Below are 24,603 nucleotides of genomic sequence, written 5' to 3'. Positions count from 1 at the left end.
CCTTTGGGGGGGGGCCGACCCATCAGAGGGTTCCCCATGGCATCGTCACAACAAAAGAAACAGCGTTCGCTGCAGCACGGCCTGACTTCGCGCCAGGTGTCCATGATTTCCATCGCTGGCATCATTGGTGCCGGCTTGTTCATCGGCTCCTCCAACGCCATCGCCACGGCAGGTCCGGCGATCCTCATTTCCTATGCCATGACCGGCCTGCTGGTGCTGCTGGTGATGCGCATGCTTGGCGAAATGGCTATCGCCAACCCCAACAGCGGTTCGTTTTCCACCTACGCCACCGAGGCCATCGGACCTTGGGCCGGTTTCACCATCGGCTGGCTGTACTGGTGGTTCTGGGTATTGATCATCCCGGTCGAGGCGATCGCTGGCGCCGACATCCTCCATGCCTATTTTCCCGATGTGCCGTCCTGGCTATTCGCCTTCCTGATCATGGTGCTGCTGTCGGGGACCAACCTGGTCAGCGTGAAGAACTTCGGCGCCTTCGAGTACTGGTTCGCGTTGATCAAGGTGGTCGCGATTCTCGCCTTCATCATCATCTGCAGCCTGGCACTGTTCGGTGTCTGGCCGTTGGCCAAGGTCTCAGGTGTCAGTCAGTTGTGGGCCAACGGAGGTTTCATGCCCAATGGCTTCGGCACGGTGCTGGGGGGCGTGCTGATCACGATCTTCTCGTTCTTCGGTGCCGAGATCGTCACCATTGCCGCCGATGAAACCGCCAACCCCAAGGAAAAGATCCGTCGCGCCACAAACCTGGTGGTGTACCGCATCGCCATCTTCTACCTGGCTTCGATCTTTCTGGTGGTATCGCTGGTGGCTTGGAACGATCCGGGGCTCAAGGCAGTGGGCTCGTTCCAGCGCGTGCTTGAGGTGCTCAATGTGCCGGGCGCCAAGCTGGTGGTCGATCTGGTGGTGTTGGTGGCGGTGACCAGTTGCATGAACTCCGGGCTCTACACGGCCTCGCGGATGCTCTATTCGTTGGGCGCTCGCGGCGAGGCGCCGAGCATGACCCGGCGGATTTCCGGGGCTGGTGTGCCGACCGTAGCGGTGATCCTGTCGACCTTGGCGGGCTTCGCCGGCTGCTTCGTCAACTATGTGTTCCCGGGCAAGGTGTTCGGCTTCCTCTTGTCGACCACGGGGGCCATCGCCCTGCTGGTGTACCTGGTGATTGCTGTTTCGCAACTGCGCATGCGTGCGCGGGCTGAGCGTGAGGGGACGGAGCTTGCATTGAAGATGTGGTTGTTCCCATGGCTCACCTGGCTGGTGATCGGGACTATCGTGCTGGTGCTGGGGTACATGCTGTTCAGCGATGCCTATCGCTACGAAACCTTGATGACGGCCGGGGTTACGGCGGTGATCCTGCTGATCTCCGTGACACGGCGGCGAGAGAGGTCTGGTCGGGTGCAAGTCGTTTGACGCTTGCGCTCATCCTGTGTTGGCGCTGCAGGTGAGTGCACAAGGAAGGGGGGAGCGCTACCATCCTCCCACCATCCTTCCCATTCCAACAAGCACAGGAAGCGTATGAACGAGAAAGCACTCTCCCTCCAGCAACTGGCGGCGCCCGAAGGCTCCTGCTATGGCTGCGGTTGTTCCCACCCCAGTGGCCTGCATATCCAGAGCCGCTGGGACAGCGACGGCGTGCACCTGCTCTGCCGGCACTCGCCTGACAGTAGCTTCATCGGCTGGCCCGGATTGGTCTACGGTGGCCTGCTGGCGATGCTGGTGGACTGCCATTCCAACTGGACCGCAATGGCCTACCACTACCGGGCAGAAGGGCGCGAGCCGGGCAGCTTGCCGCGTATCGACTGTGTCACCGGCACCCTCAACCTGACTTACCTCAAGCCCACGCCCATGGGCGTTGAGCTTCTGCTCAAGGCCAGGGTCGAAGGCGAGGTCGGGCGCAAGAGCCGGGTCATCTGCGAAGTCTGGGCCGGGGATGTGCTGACCGTCAGCGCCGATTCTGTGTTCGTGCGTGTGGACACCGAAAAGCTCAAGCGGCAAGCGCACGAGCGTAGCTGAACGGTTGGGGCGGGTAGCCATCGGCTACCCGATGCAGCATGCGGTTTGTCGAAAATTCCTAGTGGTTGGTTCGGATAATTCCCATGTGGTGTTCAAGGTCTGCGGAATAGTCTTGCAATGCTTTTCCAAGAGACTGGCATAGATGTTCTACGTTTCTCACCGATTGCTCCCCTCTCGTAGCGGCTGAAACCGCCCGCATCATGAACATCGACCGTGCCCTCTGAATCCTTTCGACCATCACCGCACGAACACGGAGGGAGCCCAGTGTTCGTGTGTCGTCAACTCACGAGGAGTTGTTCAATGCCTGCCCGATTCACTATCAAGTCCCTGCCTGCCGCCGGCCTGATTCTGGCCCTGAGTGGCTGCGCCAGTTCGGTCATGCCTGGCGAGCAGATCGAGCTGACCCGAAGCGCGGTCAACCGAGCGGTCTCTGCTGACGCCACGCAGTACGCACCGGTGGAGATGCGTGCTGCCCAGGACAAACTCAACGCCATGGAGCGCGCGCTGGGTGAGAAAAATGCCGCTCAGGTGAAGACACTTGCCGAGCAGGCCGAGGCCGATGCCCGTCTGGCCGAGCGCAAGGCTGCTGCACGCAAGACCAAAGCCCAGCTGGACACTGCCCGCCAAGGCATCGAGGTGCTCAAGCAGGAATTGCTCGAAGCCCCGCAAGCCACCGCTACCCCCCGCTGAGGAGAACCATCATGTCGAAATTCCATCTGCTGCCGGGTGTCTCGGTCCTCGCTCTGATGCTGGCCGGTTGTGGTACCACTCCGGAAAACCCTGGGTTGCTTGAAGCGCGTGAGGCGTATTCGGTGCTGCAGGCAAAGCCTGAGGCGAGTCGCGTTGCTGCACTGGAAACCCGTGAGGCCTATAGCGCCCTGGGACGAGCCGAGCAGGCTTCGCTCAAGAACCGCAAGAGCGCCGAGGTGACTCAGCTCGCCTATCTTGCCAACCGCAGGATCGAAACTGCCGAGCAGACCATCTTGTTGCGTCAGGCTGAAACCGGCCTGCAGGGCATCGAAGCCCAGCGCACCCAGGCGCGTCTGGATGTACGGACCGCCCAGCTCAAGGCGTTGCAGAACCTCAATGCCAAACCCAGTGACCGTGGCACGGTCATCACCTTCGGCGATGTGCTGTTCGATACAGGACGTGCCGAACTGCGTGGCGGCAGCCATCGTAACATCCAGCAACTCGCGCATTACCTGGAACAGAACCCAGAGCGCAAGGTACTGATCGAAGGTTTCACCGACTCGACTGGCAGCGATGCGCTCAACCAGCGATTGTCCGAGCAGCGTGCGGCGGCGGTGGCCAATGCCCTGCGTCGTCAGGGCGTGGCCGGTGATCGCATGGTCACTGCCGGCTACGGCAAGGAGTATCCGGTAGCAAGCAATGCCGATGCACAGTCGCGCCAGCTCAACCGGCGCGTCGAAGTGGTCATCTCCAACGGTGCCCGGCCCGTACTGCCACGCTATTGATCGTACGACAGGGGGCGCACCTGTGCGGGTGCGTCACCCTCGATACCGAAAAGGCCATGGTCAAACATTGACGGTGGTTCTAGAGTGATGGTCCCCTCGCATTCGGAATCGACCATGACCGATCTGTCCGCATTTCCCATCACGCAGAAGTGGCCGGCGCAGCACCCCGAGCGCTTGCAACTCTATTCTCTGGCCACACCCAATGGCGTCAAGGTCTCGATCATGCTCGAAGAGATCGGCCTGCCCTACGAGGTGCACAAGGTCAGCTTCGAGACCAACGATCAGTTGACCCCCGAGTTCATCTCGCTCAGCGCCAACAACAAGATTCCTGCGATTCTCGATCCTGCTGGTCCGGATGGACGGGCGTTGCCGCTGTTCGAGTCGGGGGCGATTCTCCAGTACCTGGCAGAAAAGACCGGCAAGTTGCTCAGTCAGGACCCCGCCCAGCGCTATCAGACCTTGCAGTGGTTGATGTTCCAGATGGGCGGCGTCGGGCCCATGTTTGGCCAGGTGGGGTTCTTCCATTTCTTCGCTGGCAAGGATTACGAGGACAAGCGTCCGCGTGATCGTTACGTCAACGAATCCAAGCGCCTGCTCGGGGTGCTCGATCGTCACCTGAAGGGCCGTGAGTGGATGGTCGATGAGTACAGTATCGCCGATATCGCCATCTTCCCCTGGGTGCGCAATCTGGTGGACCGCTACAACGCCCGTGATCTGGTGGGCTTTGACCAGTTCAAGGATGTGCAGCGAATGTTGGCAAAATTCCTGGAACGTCCTGCGGTGCAGCGTGGGCTGAAAATTCCGGGATGACCTGATCGAGGCCGCCTGCGCGGCCTCTTTTTTGTCTCCGGCAAGGGGCTGCGGGTCAGCGGCGTGGTGTCGGTCGAGTGGCTGTCGCGTGACCTTGGTCAATGTAGATCGTAGGTTGAAGGTGAAAATAGCGCCGGAGAATTCGATGATATGTTGCAAACGCGTGTATCAATCGGCTTCGCCTGAGTACGGCCAACGCGTGCTGGTCGATCGCTTGTGGCCACGCAAACTGTGCAAGGCGGGACCGGGCAGTTCGCCGACGTGTCATGCCCATGATTTTGCCGGATAGCGATGCAATGACCCCAATGTCACGTGAACTCGTTCCGGCCACTGCTGACTCTCGGACCTTCGCCCGCGATCTGACGCGCCGTGCCATGCTCCCGTATTACCGCGAGTTCGACCTGTTGTGGATCGAAGAGGCTTTTGACGAAGCCTGGGGCTGGCGCGAGCAGTGGCTGGTGAAGGAGGGCGAGCAGGTGCTGGGCTTCTGCAGCCTCAGCCAGGACCGTCAGGCCTTGTTCATTCGCGAACTGCACCTGCTGCCCGAGCACCGCGGGCACGGCATCGGGGGGTGGATACTGGAGCAGTTGGCCGAATGGGCAGCGCGACGTCGTTTGCCGCTGCTGCGCCTGATGGTGTTTCGCAGTAACCCGGCCAGGCGACTCTATGCACGTTCGGGCTTTGTCGAAATGGGGGAGGACGACTGCTTCGTTCGCATGCAGCGCAATGTCATGGTCGCGGGTGCGAGCTCTTGATTCCGCATCATACGGGTTTTGTAGGTACAGGTTTAGACAAGTGGCGTAATGGTAGCTTGTATTGGTTGGATCCAATGTGCATAGTGCCAACTGGATTCGTGGCTATTCGCCCGGGTGCCGGACGCGCCCAAGTGTATTTGATCGAGGGAGGAAGGGAGTCGAATGAAAGGATTCGGTCTGCGTTTGAGGGAAGAGCGCGAACGTTTGGGATTGACCCAGCGAGTGTTCGGCGACATAGGCGGGGTCGAGCCCAACGCCCAGGGCAAATACGAAAGCGGCGAACGCACGCCACGCATCGATTATCTGGCTGCGCTCGCAGCCAAGGGCGTCGATGCCCTTTACGTACTCAGCGGCTTGCGCACGCCAGCGCCATTGGAAAGCCTCAGTGGCGACGAGAGCCGACTGCTGGGGATCTTGCGACGACTGACTTCAGCCGATCGGGCGGCGATCTGGCACCTGGTCGGGCGTCTGGCTGCAGACCACGAAAGCCACGAAAATACTCGCCTGCGAAGGGGGGACCGGCAGCCATATGTCAATGACGCTTTGCGCTAGGTTCGCGATGAAATTTTTTGTTAAGGTGGCCGGATCCAATCGCCCCCATGACGAGGTGTCTGCTTGATTAGGGTAGTTGTGGTCGATGATCACGATCTGGTGCGTACCGGCATCACGCGCATGCTGGCCGATATCGATGGCCTGCAAGTGGTCGGCGAGGCGGATTCGGGCGAGGCCGCTCTGAAGCTTGCCCGTGAGCTGAAACCGGACGTGGTCCTCATGGACGTCAAGATGCCCGGAATCGGTGGTCTGGAAGCCACGCGCAAATTGCTTCGCAGCCACCCGGACACCAAAGTGGTGGCCGTCACCGTGTGCGAGGAAGACCCGTTCCCCACGCGCTTGCTGCAGGCAGGCGCGGCGGGATACCTGACCAAGGGCGCGGGGCTCGACGAAATGGTCCAGGCCATCCGCCTGGCCTTCGCGGGGCAGCGCTATATCAGCCCGCAGATCGCCCAGCAGCTGGCACTCAAATCGTTCCAGCCTCAGGGGTCACCGTTCGATACGCTGTCGGAGCGGGAAATCCAGATTGCCCTGATGATTGTCGGCTGCCAGAAAGTGCAGATCATCTCTGACAAGTTGTGTCTGTCCCCCAAGACCGTCAATACTTACCGTTATCGGATCTTCGAAAAACTCTCGGTCACCAGCGACGTCGAACTGACATTGCTGGCCGTTCGCCACGGTATGGTTGACGCAAGCCTGTAATCCCCCATGTCCCAACTCTTTGATGCCAGCGCGTTCCTGGCGACCTGTAGCGGTCGCCCGGGCGTGTACCGGATGTTCGATGCCGAGTCCCGGCTGCTCTACGTGGGCAAGGCCAAGAACCTCAAGAAGCGTCTGGCCAGCTATTTCCGCAAGACTGGCCTGGCGCCGAAGACGGCTGCCCTGGTGGGGCGCATCGCTCAGGTCGAAACCACCATCACCGCCAACGAGACCGAGGCGCTGCTGCTCGAGCAGACGCTGATCAAGGAGTGGCGTCCGCCCTACAACATTTTGTTGCGCGACGACAAATCCTACCCATACGTCTTCCTTTCCGACGGCGATTTCCCACGCTTGGGCATCCATCGTGGTCCGAAAAAAGCCAAGGGGCGCTACTTCGGCCCTTATCCAAGCGCCGGGGCTATACGTGAAAGCCTGAGCCTGCTGCAGAAAGCGTTCTCGGTACGTCAGTGCGAGGACAGTTACTACGCCAACCGCACCCGTCCGTGCCTGCAATATCAGATCAAGCGCTGCAAGGGGCCGTGCGTCGGCCTGGTCGCACCCGAGGAGTATGCCGAAGACGTACGCCATTCTGTGATGTTCCTCGAGGGGCGTAGCCAGCAACTGGGCAACGAGCTCAACGCCGAGATGGAACAGGCTGCCATGGCGCTGAATTTCGAGAAGGCCGCCGAGCTGCGCGACCAGATCGCCTTGTTGCGTCGGGTTCAGGACCAGCAGTACATGGAAGGGGGATCTGGCGACGTCGATGTGGTCGCTGCCTTCGTCAACCCGGGCGGGGCCTGTGTGCACCTGATCAGCGTACGCGGCGGGCGGGTGCTGGGGAGCAAGAACTTCTTCCCGCAGGTGGGTATCGAGGAGGAGGTGGCCGAAGTCATGGCGGCCTTCCTCTCCCAGTACTATCTGGGCAACGCCGAGCGAGAGCTGCCGGGGGAGCTGATCGTCAATGTGGTCCACGAGGACTTCCAGGCCATCACTGAAGCGGTACAGACCTTGCGCGGTCGCGACCTCGCCATCAGCCATAGAGTCCGAGGGACTCGGGCGCGCTGGCAGCAACTGGCAGTGACCAACGCCGAGCAGGCGCTCAGTGCGCGTCTGGCCAACCGCCAGCACATGGCCGCGCGTTTCGAAGCCTTGGCTCAGGTGCTCAACCTGCCGGAAGTACCGCAGCGCCTGGAGTGCTACGACATCAGCCACTCCAGCGGCGAGGCTACCGTGGCCTCATGCGTGGTGTTCGGCCCGGAAGGCCCGCTCAAGTCCGACTATCGTCGCTTCAACATCGAAGGCGTGACTGCCGGTGACGATTATGCAGCCATGCACCAGGCCCTGACCCGTCGTTTCGGGCGAATCAAGGACGGCGAGGGCAAGTTGCCCGATGTGCTGTTGGTCGACGGCGGCAAGGGGCAGTTGAACATGGCGCGTGAAGTCATGCAGGAGCTGGCGCTGAGTGACCTCACCTTGCTCGGGGTGGCCAAGGGAGTGACCCGCAAGGCCGGGTTCGAGACGTTGTATCTCAACGATGTCGCCCACGAATTCACCCTCAAGGGCGACTCACTGGCACTGCACCTGATTCAGCAGATTCGCGATGAAGCGCACCGTTTTGCCATCACTGGTCACCGCGCACGTCGCGGCAAGGCCCGCCGCACGTCAAGTCTGGAAGACGTCGCAGGGGTCGGACCGAAGCGCCGCCGCGACCTGCTGAAACATTTCGGCGGCTTGCAGGAGCTCAACCGCGCCAGTGTCGACGAGATTGCCAAGGCGCCTGGCATCAGTAAAAAGCTTGCCGAGTCGATTTATGCGAGCCTGCATAGCGAGTAGAATGCCGGGTTCAACTCGCAGCCAGTCGTACCGATGAATATTCCAAACCTGCTCACCGTTCTACGCGTCCTGCTCATCCCGATCTTCATTCTGCTGTTCTACGTGCCTTATCACTGGAGTTACGTAGCCGCCAGCAGCGTGTTCGCCATCGCCGCCGCGACTGACTGGCTCGATGGCTATCTGGCCCGTCGTCTTCAACAAAGCACGCCGTTCGGGGCGTTTCTGGATCCTGTCGCCGACAAACTGATGGTTGCCGTGGCGCTGGTACTGTTGGTGCAGGTGCACGCCAACTTCTGGCTGACGCTGCCCGCCGCAGTGATCATCGGACGTGAGATCGTGGTATCGGCATTGCGCGAGTGGATGGCCGAGCTGGGGGCGAGGGCGCATGTGGCGGTGTCGAACCTGGGCAAGTGGAAGACCGCAGCGCAGATGCTGGCGCTGGTCATTCTGCTGGGCAATCCGCCGGTGCTGACCTTCTGGGTCGCACTCGGTTACGGGCTGTTGCTGGTGGCCGCAGGCCTGACTTTGGTGTCGATGGTGCATTACCTGCTGGCGGCCTGGCCGCACCTGCGCGAAGGCTCCGAGCAGAAGTAAAACTTTTTTTGAATCAAGGGGTTGACCTTCCCTGGCAGTTCGCTAGAATGGCACCCATCACGACGCGGGAATAGCTCAGTTGGTAGAGCACGACCTTGCCAAGGTCGGGGTCGCGAGTTCGAGTCTCGTTTCCCGCTCCAGTTTTCACGGTATTGCTTTAGGCAGTGCTGGGAAATAAATCCAGTGTAAGCCGCGAGGCTTTATCGCTGGTGCGCTGAAAAGCGTTGGGTATGTCCCCTTCGTCTAGTGGCCTAGGACACCGCCCTTTCACGGCGGTAACAGGGGTTCGAGTCCCCTAGGGGACGCCATATTGCGGGAATAGCTCAGTTGGTAGAGCACGACCTTGCCAAGGTCGGGGTCGCGAGTTCGAGTCTCGTTTCCCGCTCCAGTTATGGATCTACAGACTTCCGTGGAAGTCTGTAAGTCGTTGAAAAAAGGGCCGAAACAGACTGTGTGAAAACACACTGACAGGCCTTGGAACAAACGCCCCGACTTGTTCGGGGCGTTTGTTTTTGTGCTGAAAAAGGCTCTTCAGCCCATCAGTCGCATGATTTGCTTGGCACCCAAGACACTGATCGCCCGCTTGAAGTTGTAAGCGGTCACAGCGAAGGTCATTTCAGCTCTTGTGCCTTCGAGTTGTCGCAACAAGAACCGCCCGTTCCCAAATAACCAGTGTTTGAGATTGCCAAACGGGTGCTCCACGATGGATCTGCGTCGTTGCATCATGTCTGGATGCAGTTGCATCCGCTGCGCCATACGCTCAAAGGCTTTCTCTTGAGCGTGGCGCGAGACATAGCGGCGCTTGGCCGTCGTGCATTGGGCTTTCAGCGCGCATCCGGCGCAATCACTGACCGCCGCTTGGTAGACCGGTCGCCCTTGTGACGTTGCTTCAGCATTAGCCACTGACCTGCCGGGCACTGGTACCGATCCTGTTCGGCGTGGTAGGTAAAATCCTTGCGCTCGAATAATGCCTCGCCGCCTGGGTTCGAGGTTCGGTTTGGCGGCACGTACGCGGTAATGGAGTCTTTCTCGCATGCCTGGAACTGCTGGCCATTCGAGTAACCCATATCGGCTGTCACAGTCAGCGCTTCCTGCCCCAGTTCAGCCTTGGCCGCTTTAGCCATGGGTTCAAGCTGCTTGCGATCATCGCCCTCTTGCGTCATTTGGTGATGCAAAATCAGGCAGTGTTCTGCGTCAACGGCGGTCTGCACGTTATAGGAAACACGCGCTCCTTTCGGCGTGCGCATCATCGTCGGCGAACTCCAGACAGAAATCGGGAGCACAGCATTGGGGATCAGGTAAGCGCTTGGAATGTGGGGTTCATGAAGCGCTTACGACCGAGTTTGTTCTAGATGCACTACGGCCATAAACGTTTGCATAGCAGATGAGTGCACGCGATTGCGCCGGGTGATCAAGCCATACGGCGGCAGGCGCGGTTCAAGCTGGATGGGCAGCACGGCCAACAGGTGCCGCCCCGCGTAGTCCTCGACCACCGAGCGGGGCGTGATGCCGATCATGTCGGTTTGCTGCAGCAGTGACAGCAGGGTCATGATCGAAGTGGTTTCGACGATGCTGCTGGGCAGGTCGATGCGGGCGTTGTGGAACGCCTGGTTGACGATGGTGCGCATTGGGCTGGGGTGCTGCTGCAGCACCCAGGTCATGTCCTGAAGCTCGGTCCAGGCCAGTTTTTTCTGCTTGGCCAAGGGGTGTTGGGCGCCGGCGATCACGCACAGGTCTTCTTCACCCAGGCTGTCGAACTGCAGGTCGTCGGTGCGTGCGTTGCTGGGGATGCGCCCCAGTACCACATCCAGTTGGTCCTGCTGCAGGGCTTGCACCAGCACGTCGCTGGTGTCCACCTGCAGGCTCATCGACAGGCGCGGGTGGCTTTGCTTGAGCGTGGCAATGGTGCGGGTGAGCAAACCCGAAGCCAGCGCCGGGATGGCGCCGATGGTGACCCGGCCCAGGTTGCCTGACTCCAGGGCGACCATTTCCTCGCGCATGCCCGACAGCTCGGCAAAGATCATGCGTGCGTAGTAAATCAGTGTTTCGCCAAACGGAGTGGGGCGCATGCCGCGCGCCAGGCGTTCGAACAGCTCGACGCCCAGCAAGTCTTCGGCTTCATGCAGCATCTTGGTCGCGGCCGGTTGGGTCATGCCGATTTCCTCGGCGGCCCGGCGCAGCGAGCCCAGTTCATCCAGGGCCAGCATCAGGCGCAGTTGCCGCAAACGCAGGCGGCTGTGGATGATGTTGGCGTCGGGGATGCGGGACATGGTCTGGCTCGTGGTCATGGGGAGGGCCAAGATTGACAAGAATTGGGCGAGGGCGCCAGCCGCGCAGGGGCACATGTGCCCCCGCGCGGTGGCGGGTCAGGCGATGCGCCGGGCCAGCGTGCGGCCAAGCAGGGTGCGCAGGCCGTTCATGCCTTTGGCCAGCAACGGCCAGCACAGCATCACCAGTGCCGCGCAGGTCAGGCTGCCCACCAGCGGGTTGGACCAGAAGATCGACAGTTGCCCGTCCGAGAACAGCATCGACTGGCGGAACGCATCCTCGGCCTTGTCACCCAGCACGGCAGCCAGCACCAGCGGCGCGATGGGGTAGCCAAGCTTCTTGAACAGGTAACCCAGCGCGCCGAACACCAGCATCAGGCCCACGTCGGTCATGGAGTTGTGCACCGAGTAGGCACCGATGGCGCACACCATGATGATGATCGGCGCGATGATCGAGAACGGGATGCGCAGGATCGAGGCAAACAGCGGCACTGTGGCCAGCACTACGATCAGGCTGACGACGTTGCCCAGGTACATGCTGGCAATCAGGCCCCAGACAAAATCGTGCTGTTCAACAAACAGTGTCGGCCCCGGGTGCAGGCCCCAGATCATCAACCCGCCCAGCATCACTGCTGCCGTGGCCGAGCCGGGGATGCCCAGGGTGAGCATCGGCAGCAGGGCGCTGGTGCCGGCGCTGTGGTCGGCGGTTTCCGGCGCGATCACGCCTTCCACCTCGCCGCTGCCGAAGCGCTCGCGGTTTTTCGAGAAGCGCCGCGCCAGGCTGTAGCTCATGAACGACGCCGCCGTCGGGCCTCCCGGGGTCACACCCATCCAGCAGCCGACCAGCGCGCTGCGCAGCCAGGTCAGCCAGTAGCGGGGCAACTTGGCCCAGGTACGTAATATCACCATGGGCGTGATGCGTGCCCGTTCGCCGCGAAACACCAGGCCTTCCTCGACGGTGCAAAGGATTTCGCCAATGCCGAACAGGCCGATCACCGCCACCTCGAAGCTCAAACCCGACAGCAGCCAGGGTTGGTCGAAGGTCAGGCGCAGTTCGCCGGACACCGTGTCCATGCCCACCGCGGCCATGCCGAAGCCGATCATCATCGCCACCACGGTTTTCAGTGGCGGGTTTTTGCTCAGGCCGATGAAGGTGCAAAACGCCAGCAGGTACACCGCAAAAAACTCCGGTGAACTGAATTCCATGGCGAACTTGGCAATGTGGGTAGACAGGAACGTCAGCAGCAACACACCCATCAGGGCACCCAGCAGTGCCGAAGTGAACGCTGCCGTAAGTGCTTCGCCGGCCTGGCCGTTGCGGGCCATGGGGTAGCCGTCGAAGGTGGTCGCCACCGATGAAGGCTCGCCGGGGATGTTGAACAGGATCGAGGTGATCGAACCGCCGAACAACGCCCCCCAGTACATGCACGACAGCAAAATGATTGCCGACACCGGCTCCATGGTGAAGGTCAGCGGCAACAGCAATGCCACGCCGTTGGGTGCACCCAGCCCCGGCAGCACACCGACCAGTATGCCAAGCAGCACGCCGACCACCATCAGGCCCAGGTGGTGGGCGGTGAGAATCAGGCTTAAGCCCTGCATCAACGAATCGATTTCACTCATGGCCGCAGCCCTCCCAGGTAGCTCGCCAGGTCACCCAGCACGCCGGCCTGCAGCGGTACCTTGAACCAGACCGCGAAAATCAGGTAGCTGGCCAGTGCGGCGCAGCAGGGGATCAGCGCGATGGTCAGCCAGCGGTGGCCTTGCCCAGCCTTGCGCGCTCGCCACATGAACCCACCGATGAACAGCACCGAAGCCAGGTAGATGCCCATAAAGGGCATCGCCGCCACGTACACGGCAATGGGTACGAACACGGCCAGCACCTGGGCAAATGCCCGGCGCCCGACGAACGCTTCGGCCATGGCCTGGCGCCGCACCACGGCCAGCAGCAGGTTGCCCAGGCTGGCGCAGCTCAGCAGCAGGCCGATGTAGAACGGGAAGTAGCCTGCCTCTGGCCCGGCATCGCCCCAGCCAATGCCGATGGCCAGGCTGCCGTATATGAGGGTGCCGCCCAGCGCGGCGGTGAACAGGGCCAGGCCGATTTCCACCCAGCGGGTGGCAACCAGAGGCGCATCGTTGGTGGTGGACATGGTGGTCTCCCTTGTCGCGCTCACTGGCGCAGCCAGCCGGCGTCCTTGAACAGTGGCATCACGCGTTCACGGTCCTGTTCGATGTAGCTCACCAGCGCCTGGCCTTCGAGGAAGGTCGGCGCCAGCGCCGAGCGCTCGATGTAGGCCTTGAACTCTGGCGTCTGGCTGACTTTGCGCAGCAACTCCACATAGAACGCCCGCTGTTCGTCGCTGATCGCGCCGGGCAGGAAGACTGTGCGGGGGAAGCGGTACTGCTCAATGGCCAGGCCCTGTTCATGGCAGGTAGGGATGTCGGCCCAGGACTGTTCGGCGGTGACCTTGTCGCGGTAGATCATCCGCTCACGGCTGAACACGCACAGCGGCCGCACCTGGCCGCCGCGCCACTGGCTGAGGCTTTCGGCCGGGTTGTTGAGGTTGGCGGCAATGTGCTTGCCGGCCAACTGGATCGAAGCCTCGCTGCCGCTTTTGAAGGGGATGTAGGTGAGCTTGCTGCCCACCTGCTGGCCAATCAGCAGGGCCAGTGTCTGGTCCACGTCCTTGGACTGGCTGCCGCCAAAGCGCATCTTGCCGGTATTGCTTGCGAGCGCCTCCTTGAACGCGGCGGCGTCGCCCCAGGGGGCGTCCTGGTAGGTCCAGAGAATGAAGTCGTCCTCGGCCACGGCGGCCACCGGGGTAAGGTCGGTCCACTGGTAGCCCAGCTTGGCCACCAACGGCAGCAGGTACACGTTGTTGGTGCCGATCACCAGCTTGTGGGCATCGCCCTGGGCCAGTTTCATGTCGAGGAAGGCTTCGGCGCCGTTGCCACCGCCTTTGTTCAGCACCACGGTGTTGACGTCCAGCAGGTGATGCTGGCTGATCGCTTGCTGGATCAGGCGCGCCAGCTGGTCGGTGCCGCCGCCGGGGCCGCCGGCCACGACGATCTCGACGTTCTTCTCGGGCTTCCAGGTGTCGGCAAGGGCGGGCAGGGCGGTGGCGCACAGCAGGCCGCAGGCGGCCAGCAACGACGAAATGTGACGCGCGTAGGCGTTTCGCATGGGGACCTCTTTGTTGTCTTTGTTATGGGTCACCGAAGTCTGCGCAGCTAACCGATAAGCGTCCACTCAAAGTTACGCATACACCGATAGCCAGGGGTTATAGCTGAGCGATAACCACAGGCAATGGCTGTATGAGCAGCTTTGATTAGACGGTTATCGACGGCCCGGCCATATTGGCACTGCCGGACATTACCGGATTACAACAATAACAAGCAGAGGTACCTCCCATGGCTCAGGCACAAAACCCTGTGCTGCACGCTGGGCAATCGGCCGACACACCTGTCGCGCTGAAGGCCAGCAACGTGCGCTGGCGCATCTTCGCAATCATTTTTGCCCTGACGGTGATCAACCTGATCGACCGTGTTTCGCTGTCCATTGCCATGCCTACCATTGCCGCGGAGTTCGAGCTTTCGCCCAGCATGCAGGGGCTGATTCTCAGCAGTTTCTTCTGGGCTTACGCGCTGTTACAAATTCCTGGTGGCTGGTTGATTGACCGCTTCGGCCCGCGCCGGGTCATTGGTTGGTCCACCGGCCTGTGGGGCGCGTTCCAGACCTTGGCGGCGTTCACCACCGGTGGCCTGTCGCTGATGTTCGCCCGGGTTGCCCTGGGTGCGGCGGAGGCGCCACTGTTCCCCTCGGGCGGCAAGCTCAACTCATTGTGGCTGGGCGCCAACGAGCGCAGCCGCGGCGCGGTGCTGATGGATTGTGGCGGCCCGCTGGGCGCGGCCTTGGGCGGTTTGATCATCGCCTACCTGATCGCCGTGCTTGGCTCGTGGCGCATCGCCTTCTTCGTCGCCGGTATCGCCACGCTGGCCATGGCCTGGCTGGCCTGGCACTACCTGCGCGACAACCCCGCCGAGCATGCCGCCGTCAACGCCGCTGAGCTGGACAAAATCAACCACGGCCGCGCCGTACCGTTGGCCGAGGCGGCGCAACAGCCGGCCAAAGGGCTGGGCATCGCGGCGCGTTCGCTTACCGGCATCCTGCTGGGCCGCGCCAGCTGGGCGATGGTGTTCTTTGGCTTGCTGACCTGGGGGCCGAGCTACCTGGCCCATGCCCGTGGCTTCGACATCAAGGGCATCGGGGCGGCCACGTTCATCATTTTCCTGTGTGGCGCAGTGGGCTCGCTGGTGGGCGGATTCCTGTGCGACACCCTGATCCGCAAGGGTGTGCGCCGTGGTTTGGCGGCCAAAGGCCTTTTGACCTTCTCGGGCCTGGTGGCGCTGTGCGCCTTCCTGCTGCTGCCTGGCCTGAGCGACGCCTACGCGGCGGTGGCGTTGCTGTCTTTGACGGCGTTCTTCCTGATGTGGGGCAGCTTGTACTGGAGCTTCCCGGCGCTGCTCGCGGCACCGTCGCGGGTGGGCCTGATCGGTGGGGTGATGAACCTGGCCGGCAGCCTGGGCGGCATCGTGGTGCCGATCCTGGTGGGCGTGCTGTTGCAGCACCTGGGCGGCTACCCGGCGGTGCTTGGCTTCTTTGCCCTGTGCTCGGGGCTGTTCATCGTCGGCACGCTGTTGATCTCGCTGGACAAGACCGAGGTACACCATGGCTGAGTTGTACGAAGGGCCGATCGTCGATGCCCATCATCATTTCTGGGACCCGCTGAACAACCCGCACCCGTGGCTGTCGGGCACCGGAAACATCCCGTTTCGTTACGGGGATTACAGTGCCCTCAAGCGGCGCTACTTTCCCGAAGATTACCTAGCCGACGCAGGCAGGCATCAGGTGGTCGAAACCGTCTACGTGGAAACCGAATGGGACCCGCGTGACCCAGTGGGTGAAACGCGCTTCATCCATGGCCTGGCAGCACGTTACGGGGCGCCCAATGCCGTGGTGGCCCAGGCTTGGCTGGACGCGCCGGACGCCGCCCGGGTGCTGGCCGAACAGGCGGCGTTCGAGCGAGTACGCAGCGTACGCCACAAGCCCGGTGGGCCATCGTGCCCGGCCGAGGTTGGGCGCCTGCACAGCCTGATGAGCGACGTGAACTGGCGCCATGGCTATGCGCAGCTGGCGCGCCACGGCCTGCATTTCGACCTGCAAACCCCGTGGTGGAACCTCGACGAGGCTGCCCGCCTGGCGCAGGACTTTCCCGATACGTTGCTGATTCTGAACCATGCCGGCCTGCCTTCGGACCGCAGCCCGCAAGGCCTGGCGGACTGGCACGCGGCCATGGCGCGGTTTGCCCGATGCGACAACGTGGCGGTGAAGATCTCGGGCATTGGCCAGGCCGGCCAACCCTGGCGTGCCGAGGACAACGCCTGGATCGTGCGCCAGGTCATCGCGTTGTTTGGCAGCGAACGGGCGATGTTTGCCAGCAACTTCCCGGTCGATGGCCTGTGCGGCAGCTTCGACACCATTTACAGCGGCTTCAAGCACATCGTCGCCGACTTGCCGCACACCGCCCAGCAACAGCTTTTCTACAGCAACGCACGGCGCCTGTACCGCACCGTGCCCGACACCTTGCGCCTGAATCAGGTGTTGCCCCACACAAGGACCCCCGCATGAACAAGCAAACCCTTCCACGCCTGGCCATGGTACTGGGTGACCCGGCCGGTATCGGCCCCGAACTGATTGCCCGCCTGTTGGCCGAACCCGAGGTGCGCGGCAAGGCGCAAGTGGTGCTGATTGCCGATGAGCAGGAGATGCGCCGTGGCATGCAGATCGCGGGTTGTGAGTTCCCGTACCGGCGTATCGATTCGCTCGACGTGCTGGATTTTGCCGACGACACGCCGCTGTTGTTCCCCTACCGAGGCGCCGCCATTGGCGAGTTCCCGCGCAGCGAAGCCAGCGTGATTGGCGGGCGTTACAGCCTCGACACCTTGGCCGTGGCGCTGGAGCTCACCGACTCGGGCAAGACCGACGCCATCCTGTTCGGCCCGCTGAACAAGACTTCGCTGCACATGGCCGGCATGGGCCACAGCGACGAGCTGCACTGGTTTGCCGAACGCCTGAATTTCAGCGGGCCGTTCTGCGAATTCAACGTGCTCGATAACTTGTGGACCTCGCGAGTAACTTCCCACGTGGCGTTGGCCGAAGTGCCCGGCATGCTCAGCCAGGCGCGCGTGCTCGAAGCCATTGGCCTGATCGACACCGCGCTCAAGCGCAACGGTTTGCAGCGCCCACGCATCGGCGTTTGTGGCCTGAACCCGCATAATGGCGACAACGGCAGCTTTGGCCGCGAAGAGCTGGACATCATCGGCCCGGCGGTGCAGCGCGCGCGGGAGCAGGGCATCGACGCCGATGGCCCCTACCCGGGGGACACTATCTTCCTGAAGGTGCAGGGCGACGCCCAGGCCTTTGATGCGGTGGTGACCATGTACCACGACCAGGGCCAGATCGCCATCAAGCTGATGGGCTTCTCCCGTGGTGTGACGGTGCAGGGTGGCCTGCCAATCCCGATCACCACCCCGGCCCACGGCACCGCGTTCGACATCGCAGGCCAGGGCAAGGCCAATGTCGGCGCCACCCGCCAGGCCTTCGAGATTGCCTGCCGCATGGGGCGCAACGCCCGCTGAGTGCATGGCGGCTCCGTTCGGGACCGCTTTTTCCTGCTTTCAACCGCGCCTGGAGCCTGTCGGCTCCACGGCTCGCATCACCCTGTAAAAAGGAAAAACAACAATGACAAAAGCCTTTTCCTACCTGCTGACCGGCAGTGCGGTGACACCGCTGTTGCTTACCTGCTTGCCACAAATCGCTAGTGCCGAAGGGTTTATCGACGATGCCAGCATCACGTTGGGCCTGCGCAACCTGTATTTCAACCGTGACTTTCGCCAGCCCGGCGCGGCGCAGTCGAAGCAGGAAGAGTGGGCTCAGGGCTTTTTGTTGCAAGCCAACTCGGGGTACACCGCCGGGCCGTTGGGTGTGGGCGTCGACGTGCTTGGCCAGTTGGGCGTGAAGCTCGACAGCAGCCCCGCGCGCAGCGGCTCGGGGCTACTGCCCCGGCACGATGATGGCCGGGCGGCGGATGAGTTCTCGCGGGTGGGGTTGGCGCCCAAGCTGCGGTTTTCAAAGACCGAACTGAAGGTGGGCGAGTTGATGCCCGAGCTGCCGATCCTGCTGCGCAACGACGGCCGCCTGCTGCCGCAGACCTTTCAGGGTGGCATGCTGAGTTCGAAGGAAATTGCCGGCCTGAACCTGCAGGCCGGGCAGATGCGTTCGCTGAGCCAGCGCAACTCCACCAACCATGAAGACTTGTCGGTGGACGGCCGCGGTGGTGTGTTTGCCGACCGTTTCAACTATGTGGGCGGCGATTACCGCTTCAATGCCGAGCGCACCCAGGTAGGCGTGTGGCAGGCCCGGCTGCAGGACATTTATCGGCAGAACTACTACAGCTTCAGCCACAAGCAGCCACTGGGTGACTGGACCCTGGCCGCCAATGTGGGCTGGTTCAGCACCCGTGAAGAGGGCAGCGCCGACCTGGGCAACCTGGATAACCGCGCCCTCACCAGTTTCGTCAGTGCCAAGCGTGGCGGGCATACCCTTGGCGCGGGTTACCAGCGCATGTATGGCGACAACGGGATGGTCTACATCGCGGGTACCAGCACGCCGTTGGTCAACGACATCCAGGTGCGCAACTTCACCACGGCGGGTGAGCGCTCCTGGCAGGTGCGATATGACTATGACTTCGTTGCCCTTGGCATCCCGGGTTTAACGTTTATGACTCGCTACGCCAGCGGTGATCACGCCCAGGTGGCAGGCGGCAGCGATGGGCAAGCGTGGGAGCGCGACCTGGACGTCACCTATGTGATCCAGAGCGGGCCGCTGAAGAACCTGGGCGTTCGCTGGCGCAATGCGGCGGTGCGTTCCAATCATGTGGCCGATGTGGATGAGAACCGGCTGATTCTGACGTATACCCTCAAACTGTTGTAGGCCACAGGGCCAGCTGGATTGTGTTGCCTGTGCTGGCCTCTTCGCGGGGCAAGCACAGGCAACACGCTTTCTGGGTCTCAAAGGCGATAACCCCACCACCCCTGAACCGTAAAAAGGTATTACCCCAGGCTATCGATGGATACGCATAAGTGATTATCCAGTCAGGCCTGCCCCCTCTAAAGTCGCCCCAACACCAACAACAAAAAGCCCGCCCCAAAGCGTCTCGGGGCACACAGGGCAACAGCGGGGACACCTCCATGAGCGATCACGCCAGCTCCCTGGCTTCGGCCATTTCCACCAGCCGCGCGCGGCTGCTGCCTTTTCTGATCCTGATGTACGTCTTGGCCTTCATCGACCGCGCGAACGTCGGTTACGCCCGGGCTTTCCTGCAGGCCGACACCGGCCTGAGCGACGTCGCCTTCGCCTTCGGTGCCAGTATCTTCTTCATCGGCTACGCCTGCTTCGAAGTGCCCAGCAACCTGATGCTGCACCGCCTGGGCGCCCGCGTCTGGCTGTGCCGGATAATGGTCACCTGGGGCCTGGTCAGTGCGGCGATGATGTTTGCCGACAACGCCACCACCTTCTACGTGCTGCGTTTCTTGCTGGGCATTGCCGAGGCCGGCTTCTTCCCCGGCATCATCCTCTACCTCACTTACTGGTTCCCGCAGCGCAGCCGCGCCCAGGCGCTGGGCCTGTTCTACTTTGGCCTGCCGCTGGCGCTGGTGCTGGGCGGCCCGTTGTCGGGCTGGCTGCTGGAGTTTCATGACGTGTTCGGCCTGCGCAACTGGCAGTGGCTGTTCGTGGTGGAAGGGTTGCTGGCCTCGCTGGTTGGCATCGCCGCCTACTTCTACCTGGTCGACCGCCCACGCCACGCCCGCTGGCTGAGCGATGCGCAAAAGGATGCACTTGAAAGCCAGCTGGCCGAAGAAGATGCACAAAAGCAGGCCCAAGGCCCGCACGGCTTCCTGGGCGCATTGCGCAACGCCCAGGTGATGAAGTTCTGCCTGGTGTATTTCACCGTGCAGATGAGCGTGTACGGCGTGGTGTTCTACCTGCCGACGCGCGTCGCCAGCTTCCTCGACGGCCAGGTGGGCCTGAGCGTGGGCTTGTACACCGCTATCCCCTGGGCCTGCGCCCTGGTGGTGACGCGCCTGGTCACCCGCCATGCCGACCGCACCGGCCAGCATCGCCAACTGGCGGTGGCCATGTTGGCCATGGCCGCGGCGGGCATTGCTGCCTCGGCACTGGCCGGCAGCCTGCCACTGGCGGTGCTGGCGTTCTGTTTCGCCGCCGCAGGCTTTGTTGCCGTGCAGCCGTTGTTCTGGACCTTGCCCACCGGCTACCTCAGCGGCGCGGCCGCCGCCAGCGGCATCGCCCTGATCAACTCGCTGGGCAACCTCGGCGGCTTCGTGGCACCGAACCTCAAGACCCTCACCGAAACCCTGTTCGCCGACCCGCGTGCGGGCATGTTCGCCCTGGCAATCATGGGTGTGCTGGGCGCCTGGCTGCTGTCCCGGCTCAAATTCTCCAAACCCACGCCTGCCGCGCTGGAGCCGGCGCAGGTTGGCTGATCAACACGCTCTATTGAAAGGAACCTGCAAGCATGAAAATCAAAGCCGTTCGTACCCGTGTTTTTGAATGGAAAGGCAAGGTCGTGCCGCCCCAGGCGCACTTCTGCACCAACGCCAGCGACATCCTGTTCGAGCGTGGCGATGCCATGGGCTCATTCCGCTTCCACGGCTGGCTGGTGGTCGAAATCGAAACCGACACCGGCATCGTCGGCATCGGCAACTGCGCCCTGGCGCCACGGGTGGCCAAGGAAATCATCGACCTGTACCTGGCGCCGATCTGCATTGGCGAAGACCCGTTCGACAGCGAGTACATCTGGCAAAAGATGTACCGCCGCACCCACGCCTGGGGCCGCAAGGGCATTGGCATGGCCGCCATTTCGGCAATTGACCTGGCGATCTGGGACATCATGGGCAAGGCGGTGAACAAGCCGGTGTTCAAGCTGCTGGGTGGCCGCACCAAGGAAAAGATCTGGACCTACGCCTCCAAGCTGTACGCCAATGACAACCTCGACCTGTTCCTCGAAGAAGCCCAGGGCTACCTCAACCAAGGCTTCACTGCCCTGAAAATGCGCTTTGGCTACGGCCCCAAGGACGGTCCGGCCGGCATGCGCCGAAACATCGAGCAAGTGCGCGCCCTGCGTGAACTGGCCGGCCCCGACGTGGACATCATGCTTGAGTGCTACATGGGCTGGACGCTGGAATATGCCCGCCGGATGCTGCCAAAACTGGCCGAATTCGAGCCGCGCTGGCTGGAAGAGCCGGTGATCGCCGACGACATCGAAGGTTATATCGAGCTGAAGAAGATGGGCATCATGCCGATTTCAGGCGGCGAGCACGAGTTCACCGGCCATGGCTTCAAGGACCTGCTCGAGCGCCGCGCCGTGGACGTGATCCAGTACGACACCAACCGCGTCGGCGGCATCACTGCCGCGCGCAAGATCAACGCCATGGCCGAAGCCTGGTCGGTGCCGGTCATTCCCCATGCCGGGCAGATGCACAACTACCACCTCACCATGGCCAGCACCGCCTCGCCGATGGCCGAGTTCTTCCCGGTGTTCGACGTAGAGGTGGGCAACGAGTTGTTCTACTACGTGTTCAAGGGCGAACCGCAGCCCGTCAACGGCTATATCCAGCTGGACGACGACAAGCCGGGCCTGGGCCTGGAAATTTCCGAAGAGTACCTCTCGGACTTCAACATCATCGAATGAATGCGCGGGGGCACCCCGGCGCGGCGGTGCCCCGGCCAGGCAAGGAGAGTGACACATGCGGTTGATTCAATTCGAAGACGTGGCCGGCCAGCGCCGGGTGGGCGTGGTGGAAGGTGCCCAGGTGCACCCGGTACGTGCAACCTCCAGCACCCGTGAGCTTGCCCTGGCGGCAATCCGTGCCGGGCATGGCCTGGTTCAGCAAGTGCTGGCGCGTGGCACTGACCCAGGCCCCGACTACGCCGAGCTGCTGGAAGCGGGCAGGGTACTGCCGCCGCTGGACCACGAAGACCCGGCCCATTGCCTGGTCAGTGGCACCGGCCTGACCCACCTGGGCAGCGCGGCGACGCGTGATAAGATGCACCAGCATGGCGAGCAGGATGAAACGTCGCTGACCGACACCATGCGCATCTTCAAATGGGGCCTGGAAGGCGGCAAGCCGGCAGCGGGTGAGGTTGGCGCGCAACCGGAGTGGTTCTACAAGGGGGATGGCAGCATCGTCGTGCGCCCCGGGGCCGATCTGCCGCTGCCGGCTTTTGCCGAGGATGCCGGCGAGGAACCCGAGCTGGTGGGCCTGTACGTGATCGGCGATGACGGTACGCCCCACCGCCTGGGGTATGCCTTGGGCAACGAGTATTCCGACCATGTCATGGAGCGGCGCAATTACCTGTACCTGGCCCATTCCAAGCTACGCGCCTGTGCCTATGGCCCGGAGTTGCGGGTGGGCGAACTGCCGGCGCACCTGCAAGGCAGCAGCCGCATCTGGCGTGATGGCAAGGTGCTGTGGGAGCGTGAGTTCCTGTCTGGCGAGCAGAACATGTGCCACAGCCTGCAGAACCTGGAATTTCACCACTTCAAGTACGCGCAGTTCCAGCGGCCGGGTGATGTGCACGTGCATTACTTCGGCACGGCCACGCTGTCGTTTGCCGACGGCATCAAGGCCGCGCCGGGCGATACCTTTGAAATTGCCATCACCGAGTTCGGCGCGCCACTGCGCAATGGCATTGTCGAGGCGCAAGCACCGAGAGTGCCCGGGTCGGTTGCCATTCTCTGAGGTTGAAGAGGTCGTTATGCCCAATCTACTTGGTTACAACTACATCGCCGGGGCCCGCAGTGCTGCTGGTTCCGTGGCACTGTACAGCGTCGATGCCAGCACTGGCGAAACGCTGCCTTACCGGTTTACCCAAGCCACCCCTGACGAGGTGGACGCCGCTGCGCAGGCTGCAGAGGCGGCGTTCCCTGCCTACCGGCACTTGCCACCCGAACTGCGGGCCGCGTTTCTCGATGCCATAGCCGAAGAAATCGACCTGCTGGATGACACCTTCGTTGCCCTGGTGTGCCGCGAAACAGCCTTGCCCGAAGCGCGCATCAAGGGCGAGCGGGCGCGCACCAGCAACCAGATGCGCCTGTTCGCCCAGGTGCTGCGCCGCGGCGAGTGGTTGGGGGCGCGTATTGACCGTGCCCAGCCCGAGCGCCAGCCGTTGCCACGGGTGGACCTGCGGCAATGCCAGGTCGGCATTGGGCCGGTGGCGGTGTTTGGGGCCAGCAACTTCCCGCTGGCCTTTTCCACCGCAGGTGGCGATACCGCCGCTGCGCTCGCAGCGGGTTGCCCTGTGGTGTTCAAGGCGCACTCCGGGCACATGGCCACTGCCGAGTGCGTGGCCGATGCCATCGTGCGGGCGGCCCAACGCACCGGCATGCCTGATGGCACCTTCAACATGATTTTTGGAGGGGGCGTGGGTGAGCAGTTGGTGAAGCACCCGGCGATTCAGGCCGTTGGTTTTACCGGCTCGCTCAAGGGTGGCCGTGCCCTGTGCGACATGGCCGCTGCCAGGCCGCAGCCGATTCCGGTGTTCGCCGAAATGAGCAGCATCAACCCGGTGGTCATATTGCCAGGCGCGCTGACTCGACGTGGCGAAGGCATCGCGGCGGACCTGGTGGCGTCGGTGGTGCAAGGGGGCGGACAGTTCTGTACCAACCCGGGTTTAGTCATCGGCCTTCGCTCTCCGGCGTTCTCGCAGTTTGTCGAGCACCTTGCCGGGCACATGGCCGAGCAGCCGGCACAGACCATGCTCAACGCTGGCACCCTCGCCAATTATGCTCGCGGTGTCGCGGCCCTGCACGCACACCCCCGCATTCACCACCTGGCCGGCTCATCCCAGCAAGGGCAGCGGGCTCAGCCCCAGCTGTTCCAGGCCGATGCCCGGTTGCTGTTGTTGGGAGACGCGCTGCTCCAGGAGGAGGTGTTCGGCCCGGCCACCGTGCTGGTGGAGGTGGCTGACCAAGCGCAGTTGCTGCAAGTATTGCAGTCATTGCATGGCCAGCTCACGGCAACGCTGATTGCCGAGCCGGATGACCTCCAGGCGTTTGCCCCATTAGTACCGGTGCTTGAACGCAAGGCGGGGCGTTTGTTGCTTAACGGTTACCCCACTGGCGTCGAGGTGTGTGATGCCATGGTGCATGGCGGGCCATACCCGGCGACGTCGGACGCGCGCGGTACCTCGGTGGGGAGTCTGTCGATCAACCGCTTCCTGCGGCCGGTGTGTTACCAGAACTACCCGGATGCATTGTTGCCGGATGCGCTAAAGGACTCTAATCCGCTAGGTATCGTGCGTTTGGTGGATGGAGTACAGAGCGCGGCTACGGTGTCGAGAGGTTAGGGCAATCCCAGACGCTAGCCTTGCCAGGCTGGCGTTAACTGTGCTTGAGCTTGGCCGGGCGGCTTGCTGATGAGTTAGGGAAACTCCGAACAAGTTGCTCATCA

General features: G+C 62.5%; 22 protein-coding genes, 3 tRNA genes and 2 pseudogenes. 22 read left to right on the top strand and 5 right to left on the bottom strand.

Translation table 11 applies throughout. From position 1 onward, the window contains the following. Nucleotides 1-36: 36 nt before the first annotated feature. From HU729_RS18110 to HU729_RS18050, 14 genes and pseudogenes are all read left to right on the top strand, one after another. The gene (locus HU729_RS18110) at nucleotides 37-1,422 is read left to right on the top strand and encodes an amino acid permease (protein ID WP_186669762.1); all 1,386 of its coding nucleotides are present in this window, start codon (nucleotides 37-39) and stop codon (nucleotides 1,420-1,422) included. Nucleotides 1,423-1,527: 105 nt separating this feature from the next. Next, a complete protein-coding gene (locus HU729_RS18105; protein WP_186711134.1) occupies nucleotides 1,528-2,025 on the top strand; it encodes a PaaI family thioesterase in 498 nt (165 codons plus the stop codon). A 300-nt stretch (nucleotides 2,026-2,325) separates the two neighbouring features. After that, a complete protein-coding gene (locus HU729_RS18100) occupies nucleotides 2,326-2,715 on the top strand; it encodes a DUF4398 domain-containing protein (RefSeq protein ID WP_186669758.1) in 390 nt (129 codons plus the stop codon). 11 nt (nucleotides 2,716-2,726) lie between these two features. Further along, a complete protein-coding gene (locus HU729_RS18095) occupies nucleotides 2,727-3,500 on the top strand; it encodes an OmpA family protein (protein ID WP_186711133.1) in 774 nt (257 codons plus the stop codon). Between the two features lie 114 nt (nucleotides 3,501-3,614). Then, on the top strand, nucleotides 3,615-4,310 hold the full coding sequence (locus HU729_RS18090) for a glutathione S-transferase N-terminal domain-containing protein (RefSeq protein WP_186711132.1): 696 nt from the start codon (nucleotides 3,615-3,617) through the stop codon (nucleotides 4,308-4,310). Nucleotides 4,311-4,455: 145 nt separating this feature from the next. After that, a pseudogene (locus HU729_RS25980) lies at nucleotides 4,456-4,548 on the top strand (DUF488 family protein); the annotation flags it as partial. A 67-nt stretch (nucleotides 4,549-4,615) separates the two neighbouring features. Then, the gene (locus HU729_RS18085; RefSeq protein WP_186711135.1) at nucleotides 4,616-5,065 is read left to right on the top strand and encodes a GNAT family N-acetyltransferase; all 450 of its coding nucleotides are present in this window, start codon (nucleotides 4,616-4,618) and stop codon (nucleotides 5,063-5,065) included. Nucleotides 5,066-5,227: 162 nt separating this feature from the next. After that, nucleotides 5,228-5,617 carry a helix-turn-helix domain-containing protein gene (locus tag HU729_RS18080; protein WP_186669752.1) on the top strand — a complete coding sequence of 130 codons (390 nt, stop codon included), beginning with the start codon at nucleotides 5,228-5,230 and terminating at the stop codon, nucleotides 5,615-5,617. A 63-nt stretch (nucleotides 5,618-5,680) separates the two neighbouring features. After that, nucleotides 5,681-6,319, top strand: coding sequence for a UvrY/SirA/GacA family response regulator transcription factor (uvrY, locus tag HU729_RS18075; protein ID WP_186711131.1), 639 nt, complete (start codon nucleotides 5,681-5,683; stop codon nucleotides 6,317-6,319). Between the two features lie 6 nt (nucleotides 6,320-6,325). Beyond that, nucleotides 6,326-8,149 (top strand): excinuclease ABC subunit UvrC, encoded by a 1,824-nt coding sequence (gene uvrC, locus HU729_RS18070; RefSeq protein ID WP_186669748.1) that lies wholly within the window; start codon nucleotides 6,326-6,328, stop codon nucleotides 8,147-8,149. Nucleotides 8,150-8,182: 33 nt separating this feature from the next. Continuing rightward, the gene (gene pgsA / locus HU729_RS18065; RefSeq protein ID WP_054892720.1) at nucleotides 8,183-8,743 is read left to right on the top strand and encodes a CDP-diacylglycerol--glycerol-3-phosphate 3-phosphatidyltransferase; all 561 of its coding nucleotides are present in this window, start codon (nucleotides 8,183-8,185) and stop codon (nucleotides 8,741-8,743) included. A gap of 64 nt (nucleotides 8,744-8,807) precedes the next feature. Continuing rightward, nucleotides 8,808-8,883, top strand: a tRNA-Gly gene (locus HU729_RS18060). Between the two features lie 92 nt (nucleotides 8,884-8,975). Next, a tRNA-Glu gene (locus tag HU729_RS18055) sits at nucleotides 8,976-9,051 on the top strand. A gap of 4 nt (nucleotides 9,052-9,055) precedes the next feature. Beyond that, nucleotides 9,056-9,131, top strand: a tRNA-Gly gene (locus HU729_RS18050). A gap of 143 nt (nucleotides 9,132-9,274) precedes the next feature. Here the strand turns inward: HU729_RS18050 and HU729_RS18045 are convergent. The 5 genes and pseudogenes from HU729_RS18045 to HU729_RS18025 all read right to left on the bottom strand — a co-directional run. Next, nucleotides 9,275-9,993 (bottom strand): annotated as a pseudogene (locus HU729_RS18045) (transposase); the annotation flags it as partial. 81 nt (nucleotides 9,994-10,074) lie between these two features. Continuing rightward, a complete protein-coding gene (locus HU729_RS18040; RefSeq protein ID WP_186669743.1) occupies nucleotides 10,075-11,013 on the bottom strand; it encodes a LysR family transcriptional regulator in 939 nt (312 codons plus the stop codon). Between the two features lie 96 nt (nucleotides 11,014-11,109). Beyond that, nucleotides 11,110-12,633: a tripartite tricarboxylate transporter permease gene (locus tag HU729_RS18035; protein WP_186711130.1), complete on the bottom strand. Its 1,524-nt coding sequence runs from the start codon at nucleotides 12,631-12,633 to the stop codon at nucleotides 11,110-11,112. Continuing rightward, nucleotides 12,630-13,160, bottom strand: coding sequence for a tripartite tricarboxylate transporter TctB family protein (locus HU729_RS18030; RefSeq protein ID WP_186669739.1), 531 nt, complete (start codon nucleotides 13,158-13,160; stop codon nucleotides 12,630-12,632). Before HU729_RS18030 ends, HU729_RS18035 begins: the two co-directional genes overlap by 4 nt. A 20-nt stretch (nucleotides 13,161-13,180) precedes the next feature. Continuing rightward, nucleotides 13,181-14,194, bottom strand: a complete 1,014-nt coding sequence (locus tag HU729_RS18025) for a tripartite tricarboxylate transporter substrate binding protein (RefSeq protein WP_186669737.1) — start codon at nucleotides 14,192-14,194, stop codon at nucleotides 13,181-13,183. Between the two features lie 227 nt (nucleotides 14,195-14,421). Here HU729_RS18025 and HU729_RS18020 point away from each other — a divergent pair, with 227 nt between their 5' ends. From HU729_RS18020 to HU729_RS17985, 8 genes are all read left to right on the top strand, one after another. Then, the gene (locus tag HU729_RS18020; protein WP_186669736.1) at nucleotides 14,422-15,747 is read left to right on the top strand and encodes an MFS transporter; all 1,326 of its coding nucleotides are present in this window, start codon (nucleotides 14,422-14,424) and stop codon (nucleotides 15,745-15,747) included. Next, nucleotides 15,740-16,699, top strand: a complete 960-nt coding sequence (locus tag HU729_RS18015; protein ID WP_186669734.1) for an amidohydrolase — start codon at nucleotides 15,740-15,742, stop codon at nucleotides 16,697-16,699. The genes HU729_RS18020 and HU729_RS18015 overlap by 8 nt, the downstream gene beginning before the upstream one ends. Continuing rightward, nucleotides 16,696-17,709, top strand: coding sequence for a 4-hydroxythreonine-4-phosphate dehydrogenase PdxA (locus tag HU729_RS18010; protein WP_186669732.1), 1,014 nt, complete (start codon nucleotides 16,696-16,698; stop codon nucleotides 17,707-17,709). Before HU729_RS18015 ends, HU729_RS18010 begins: the two co-directional genes overlap by 4 nt. A gap of 103 nt (nucleotides 17,710-17,812) precedes the next feature. Then, on the top strand, nucleotides 17,813-19,063 hold the full coding sequence (locus tag HU729_RS18005) for an OprD family porin (protein ID WP_186711129.1): 1,251 nt from the start codon (nucleotides 17,813-17,815) through the stop codon (nucleotides 19,061-19,063). A gap of 257 nt (nucleotides 19,064-19,320) precedes the next feature. Then, nucleotides 19,321-20,634 carry an MFS transporter gene (locus HU729_RS18000; protein WP_186669728.1) on the top strand — a complete coding sequence of 438 codons (1,314 nt, stop codon included), beginning with the start codon at nucleotides 19,321-19,323 and terminating at the stop codon, nucleotides 20,632-20,634. Between the two features lie 32 nt (nucleotides 20,635-20,666). Then, the gene (locus tag HU729_RS17995; protein ID WP_186669726.1) at nucleotides 20,667-21,842 is read left to right on the top strand and encodes an L-lyxonate dehydratase; all 1,176 of its coding nucleotides are present in this window, start codon (nucleotides 20,667-20,669) and stop codon (nucleotides 21,840-21,842) included. 55 nt (nucleotides 21,843-21,897) lie between these two features. Next, nucleotides 21,898-22,893, top strand: coding sequence for an AraD1 family protein (gene araD1 / locus HU729_RS17990; RefSeq protein ID WP_186669724.1), 996 nt, complete (start codon nucleotides 21,898-21,900; stop codon nucleotides 22,891-22,893). 16 nt (nucleotides 22,894-22,909) lie between these two features. After that, nucleotides 22,910-24,499 (top strand): aldehyde dehydrogenase (NADP(+)), encoded by a 1,590-nt coding sequence (locus HU729_RS17985; RefSeq protein WP_186711128.1) that lies wholly within the window; start codon nucleotides 22,910-22,912, stop codon nucleotides 24,497-24,499. Nucleotides 24,500-24,603 lie beyond the last annotated feature (104 nt).

It is taken from the genome of Pseudomonas sp. RW10S2 (assembly GCF_014268985.1).
In the GTDB taxonomy this organism is placed as follows: domain Bacteria; phylum Pseudomonadota; class Gammaproteobacteria; order Pseudomonadales; family Pseudomonadaceae; genus Aquipseudomonas; species Aquipseudomonas wayambapalatensis.
This window is presented reverse-complemented; position numbering and strand designations above follow the sequence as displayed.

Excerpts from the sequence above, each read along its gene's own strand:
- HU729_RS18110 (WP_186669762.1), top strand. The coding sequence starts at position 37 with ATGGCATCGTCACAACAAAAGAAACAGCGTTCGCTGCAGCACGGCCTG.
- HU729_RS18105 (WP_186711134.1), top strand. The coding sequence starts at position 1,528 with ATGAACGAGAAAGCACTCTCCCTCCAGCAACTGGCGGCGCCCGAAGGC.
- HU729_RS18100 (WP_186669758.1), top strand. The coding sequence starts at position 2,326 with ATGCCTGCCCGATTCACTATCAAGTCCCTGCCTGCCGCCGGCCTGATT.
- HU729_RS18095 (WP_186711133.1), top strand. The coding sequence starts at position 2,727 with ATGTCGAAATTCCATCTGCTGCCGGGTGTCTCGGTCCTCGCTCTGATG.
- HU729_RS18090 (WP_186711132.1), top strand. The coding sequence starts at position 3,615 with ATGACCGATCTGTCCGCATTTCCCATCACGCAGAAGTGGCCGGCGCAG.
- HU729_RS18085 (WP_186711135.1), top strand. The coding sequence starts at position 4,616 with ATGTCACGTGAACTCGTTCCGGCCACTGCTGACTCTCGGACCTTCGCC.
- HU729_RS18080 (WP_186669752.1), top strand. The coding sequence starts at position 5,228 with ATGAAAGGATTCGGTCTGCGTTTGAGGGAAGAGCGCGAACGTTTGGGA.
- uvrC (WP_186669748.1), top strand. The coding sequence starts at position 6,326 with ATGTCCCAACTCTTTGATGCCAGCGCGTTCCTGGCGACCTGTAGCGGT.
- pgsA (WP_054892720.1), top strand. The coding sequence starts at position 8,183 with ATGAATATTCCAAACCTGCTCACCGTTCTACGCGTCCTGCTCATCCCG.
- HU729_RS18040 (WP_186669743.1), bottom strand. The coding sequence starts at position 11,013 with ATGTCCCGCATCCCCGACGCCAACATCATCCACAGCCGCCTGCGTTTG.
- HU729_RS18035 (WP_186711130.1), bottom strand. The coding sequence starts at position 12,633 with ATGAGTGAAATCGATTCGTTGATGCAGGGCTTAAGCCTGATTCTCACC.
- HU729_RS18030 (WP_186669739.1), bottom strand. The coding sequence starts at position 13,160 with ATGTCCACCACCAACGATGCGCCTCTGGTTGCCACCCGCTGGGTGGAA.
- HU729_RS18025 (WP_186669737.1), bottom strand. The coding sequence starts at position 14,194 with ATGCGAAACGCCTACGCGCGTCACATTTCGTCGTTGCTGGCCGCCTGC.
- HU729_RS18020 (WP_186669736.1), top strand. The coding sequence starts at position 14,422 with ATGGCTCAGGCACAAAACCCTGTGCTGCACGCTGGGCAATCGGCCGAC.
- HU729_RS18015 (WP_186669734.1), top strand. The coding sequence starts at position 15,740 with ATGGCTGAGTTGTACGAAGGGCCGATCGTCGATGCCCATCATCATTTC.
- HU729_RS18010 (WP_186669732.1), top strand. The coding sequence starts at position 16,696 with ATGAACAAGCAAACCCTTCCACGCCTGGCCATGGTACTGGGTGACCCG.
- HU729_RS18005 (WP_186711129.1), top strand. The coding sequence starts at position 17,813 with ATGACAAAAGCCTTTTCCTACCTGCTGACCGGCAGTGCGGTGACACCG.
- HU729_RS18000 (WP_186669728.1), top strand. The coding sequence starts at position 19,321 with ATGAGCGATCACGCCAGCTCCCTGGCTTCGGCCATTTCCACCAGCCGC.
- HU729_RS17995 (WP_186669726.1), top strand. The coding sequence starts at position 20,667 with ATGAAAATCAAAGCCGTTCGTACCCGTGTTTTTGAATGGAAAGGCAAG.
- araD1 (WP_186669724.1), top strand. The coding sequence starts at position 21,898 with ATGCGGTTGATTCAATTCGAAGACGTGGCCGGCCAGCGCCGGGTGGGC.
- HU729_RS17985 (WP_186711128.1), top strand. The coding sequence starts at position 22,910 with ATGCCCAATCTACTTGGTTACAACTACATCGCCGGGGCCCGCAGTGCT.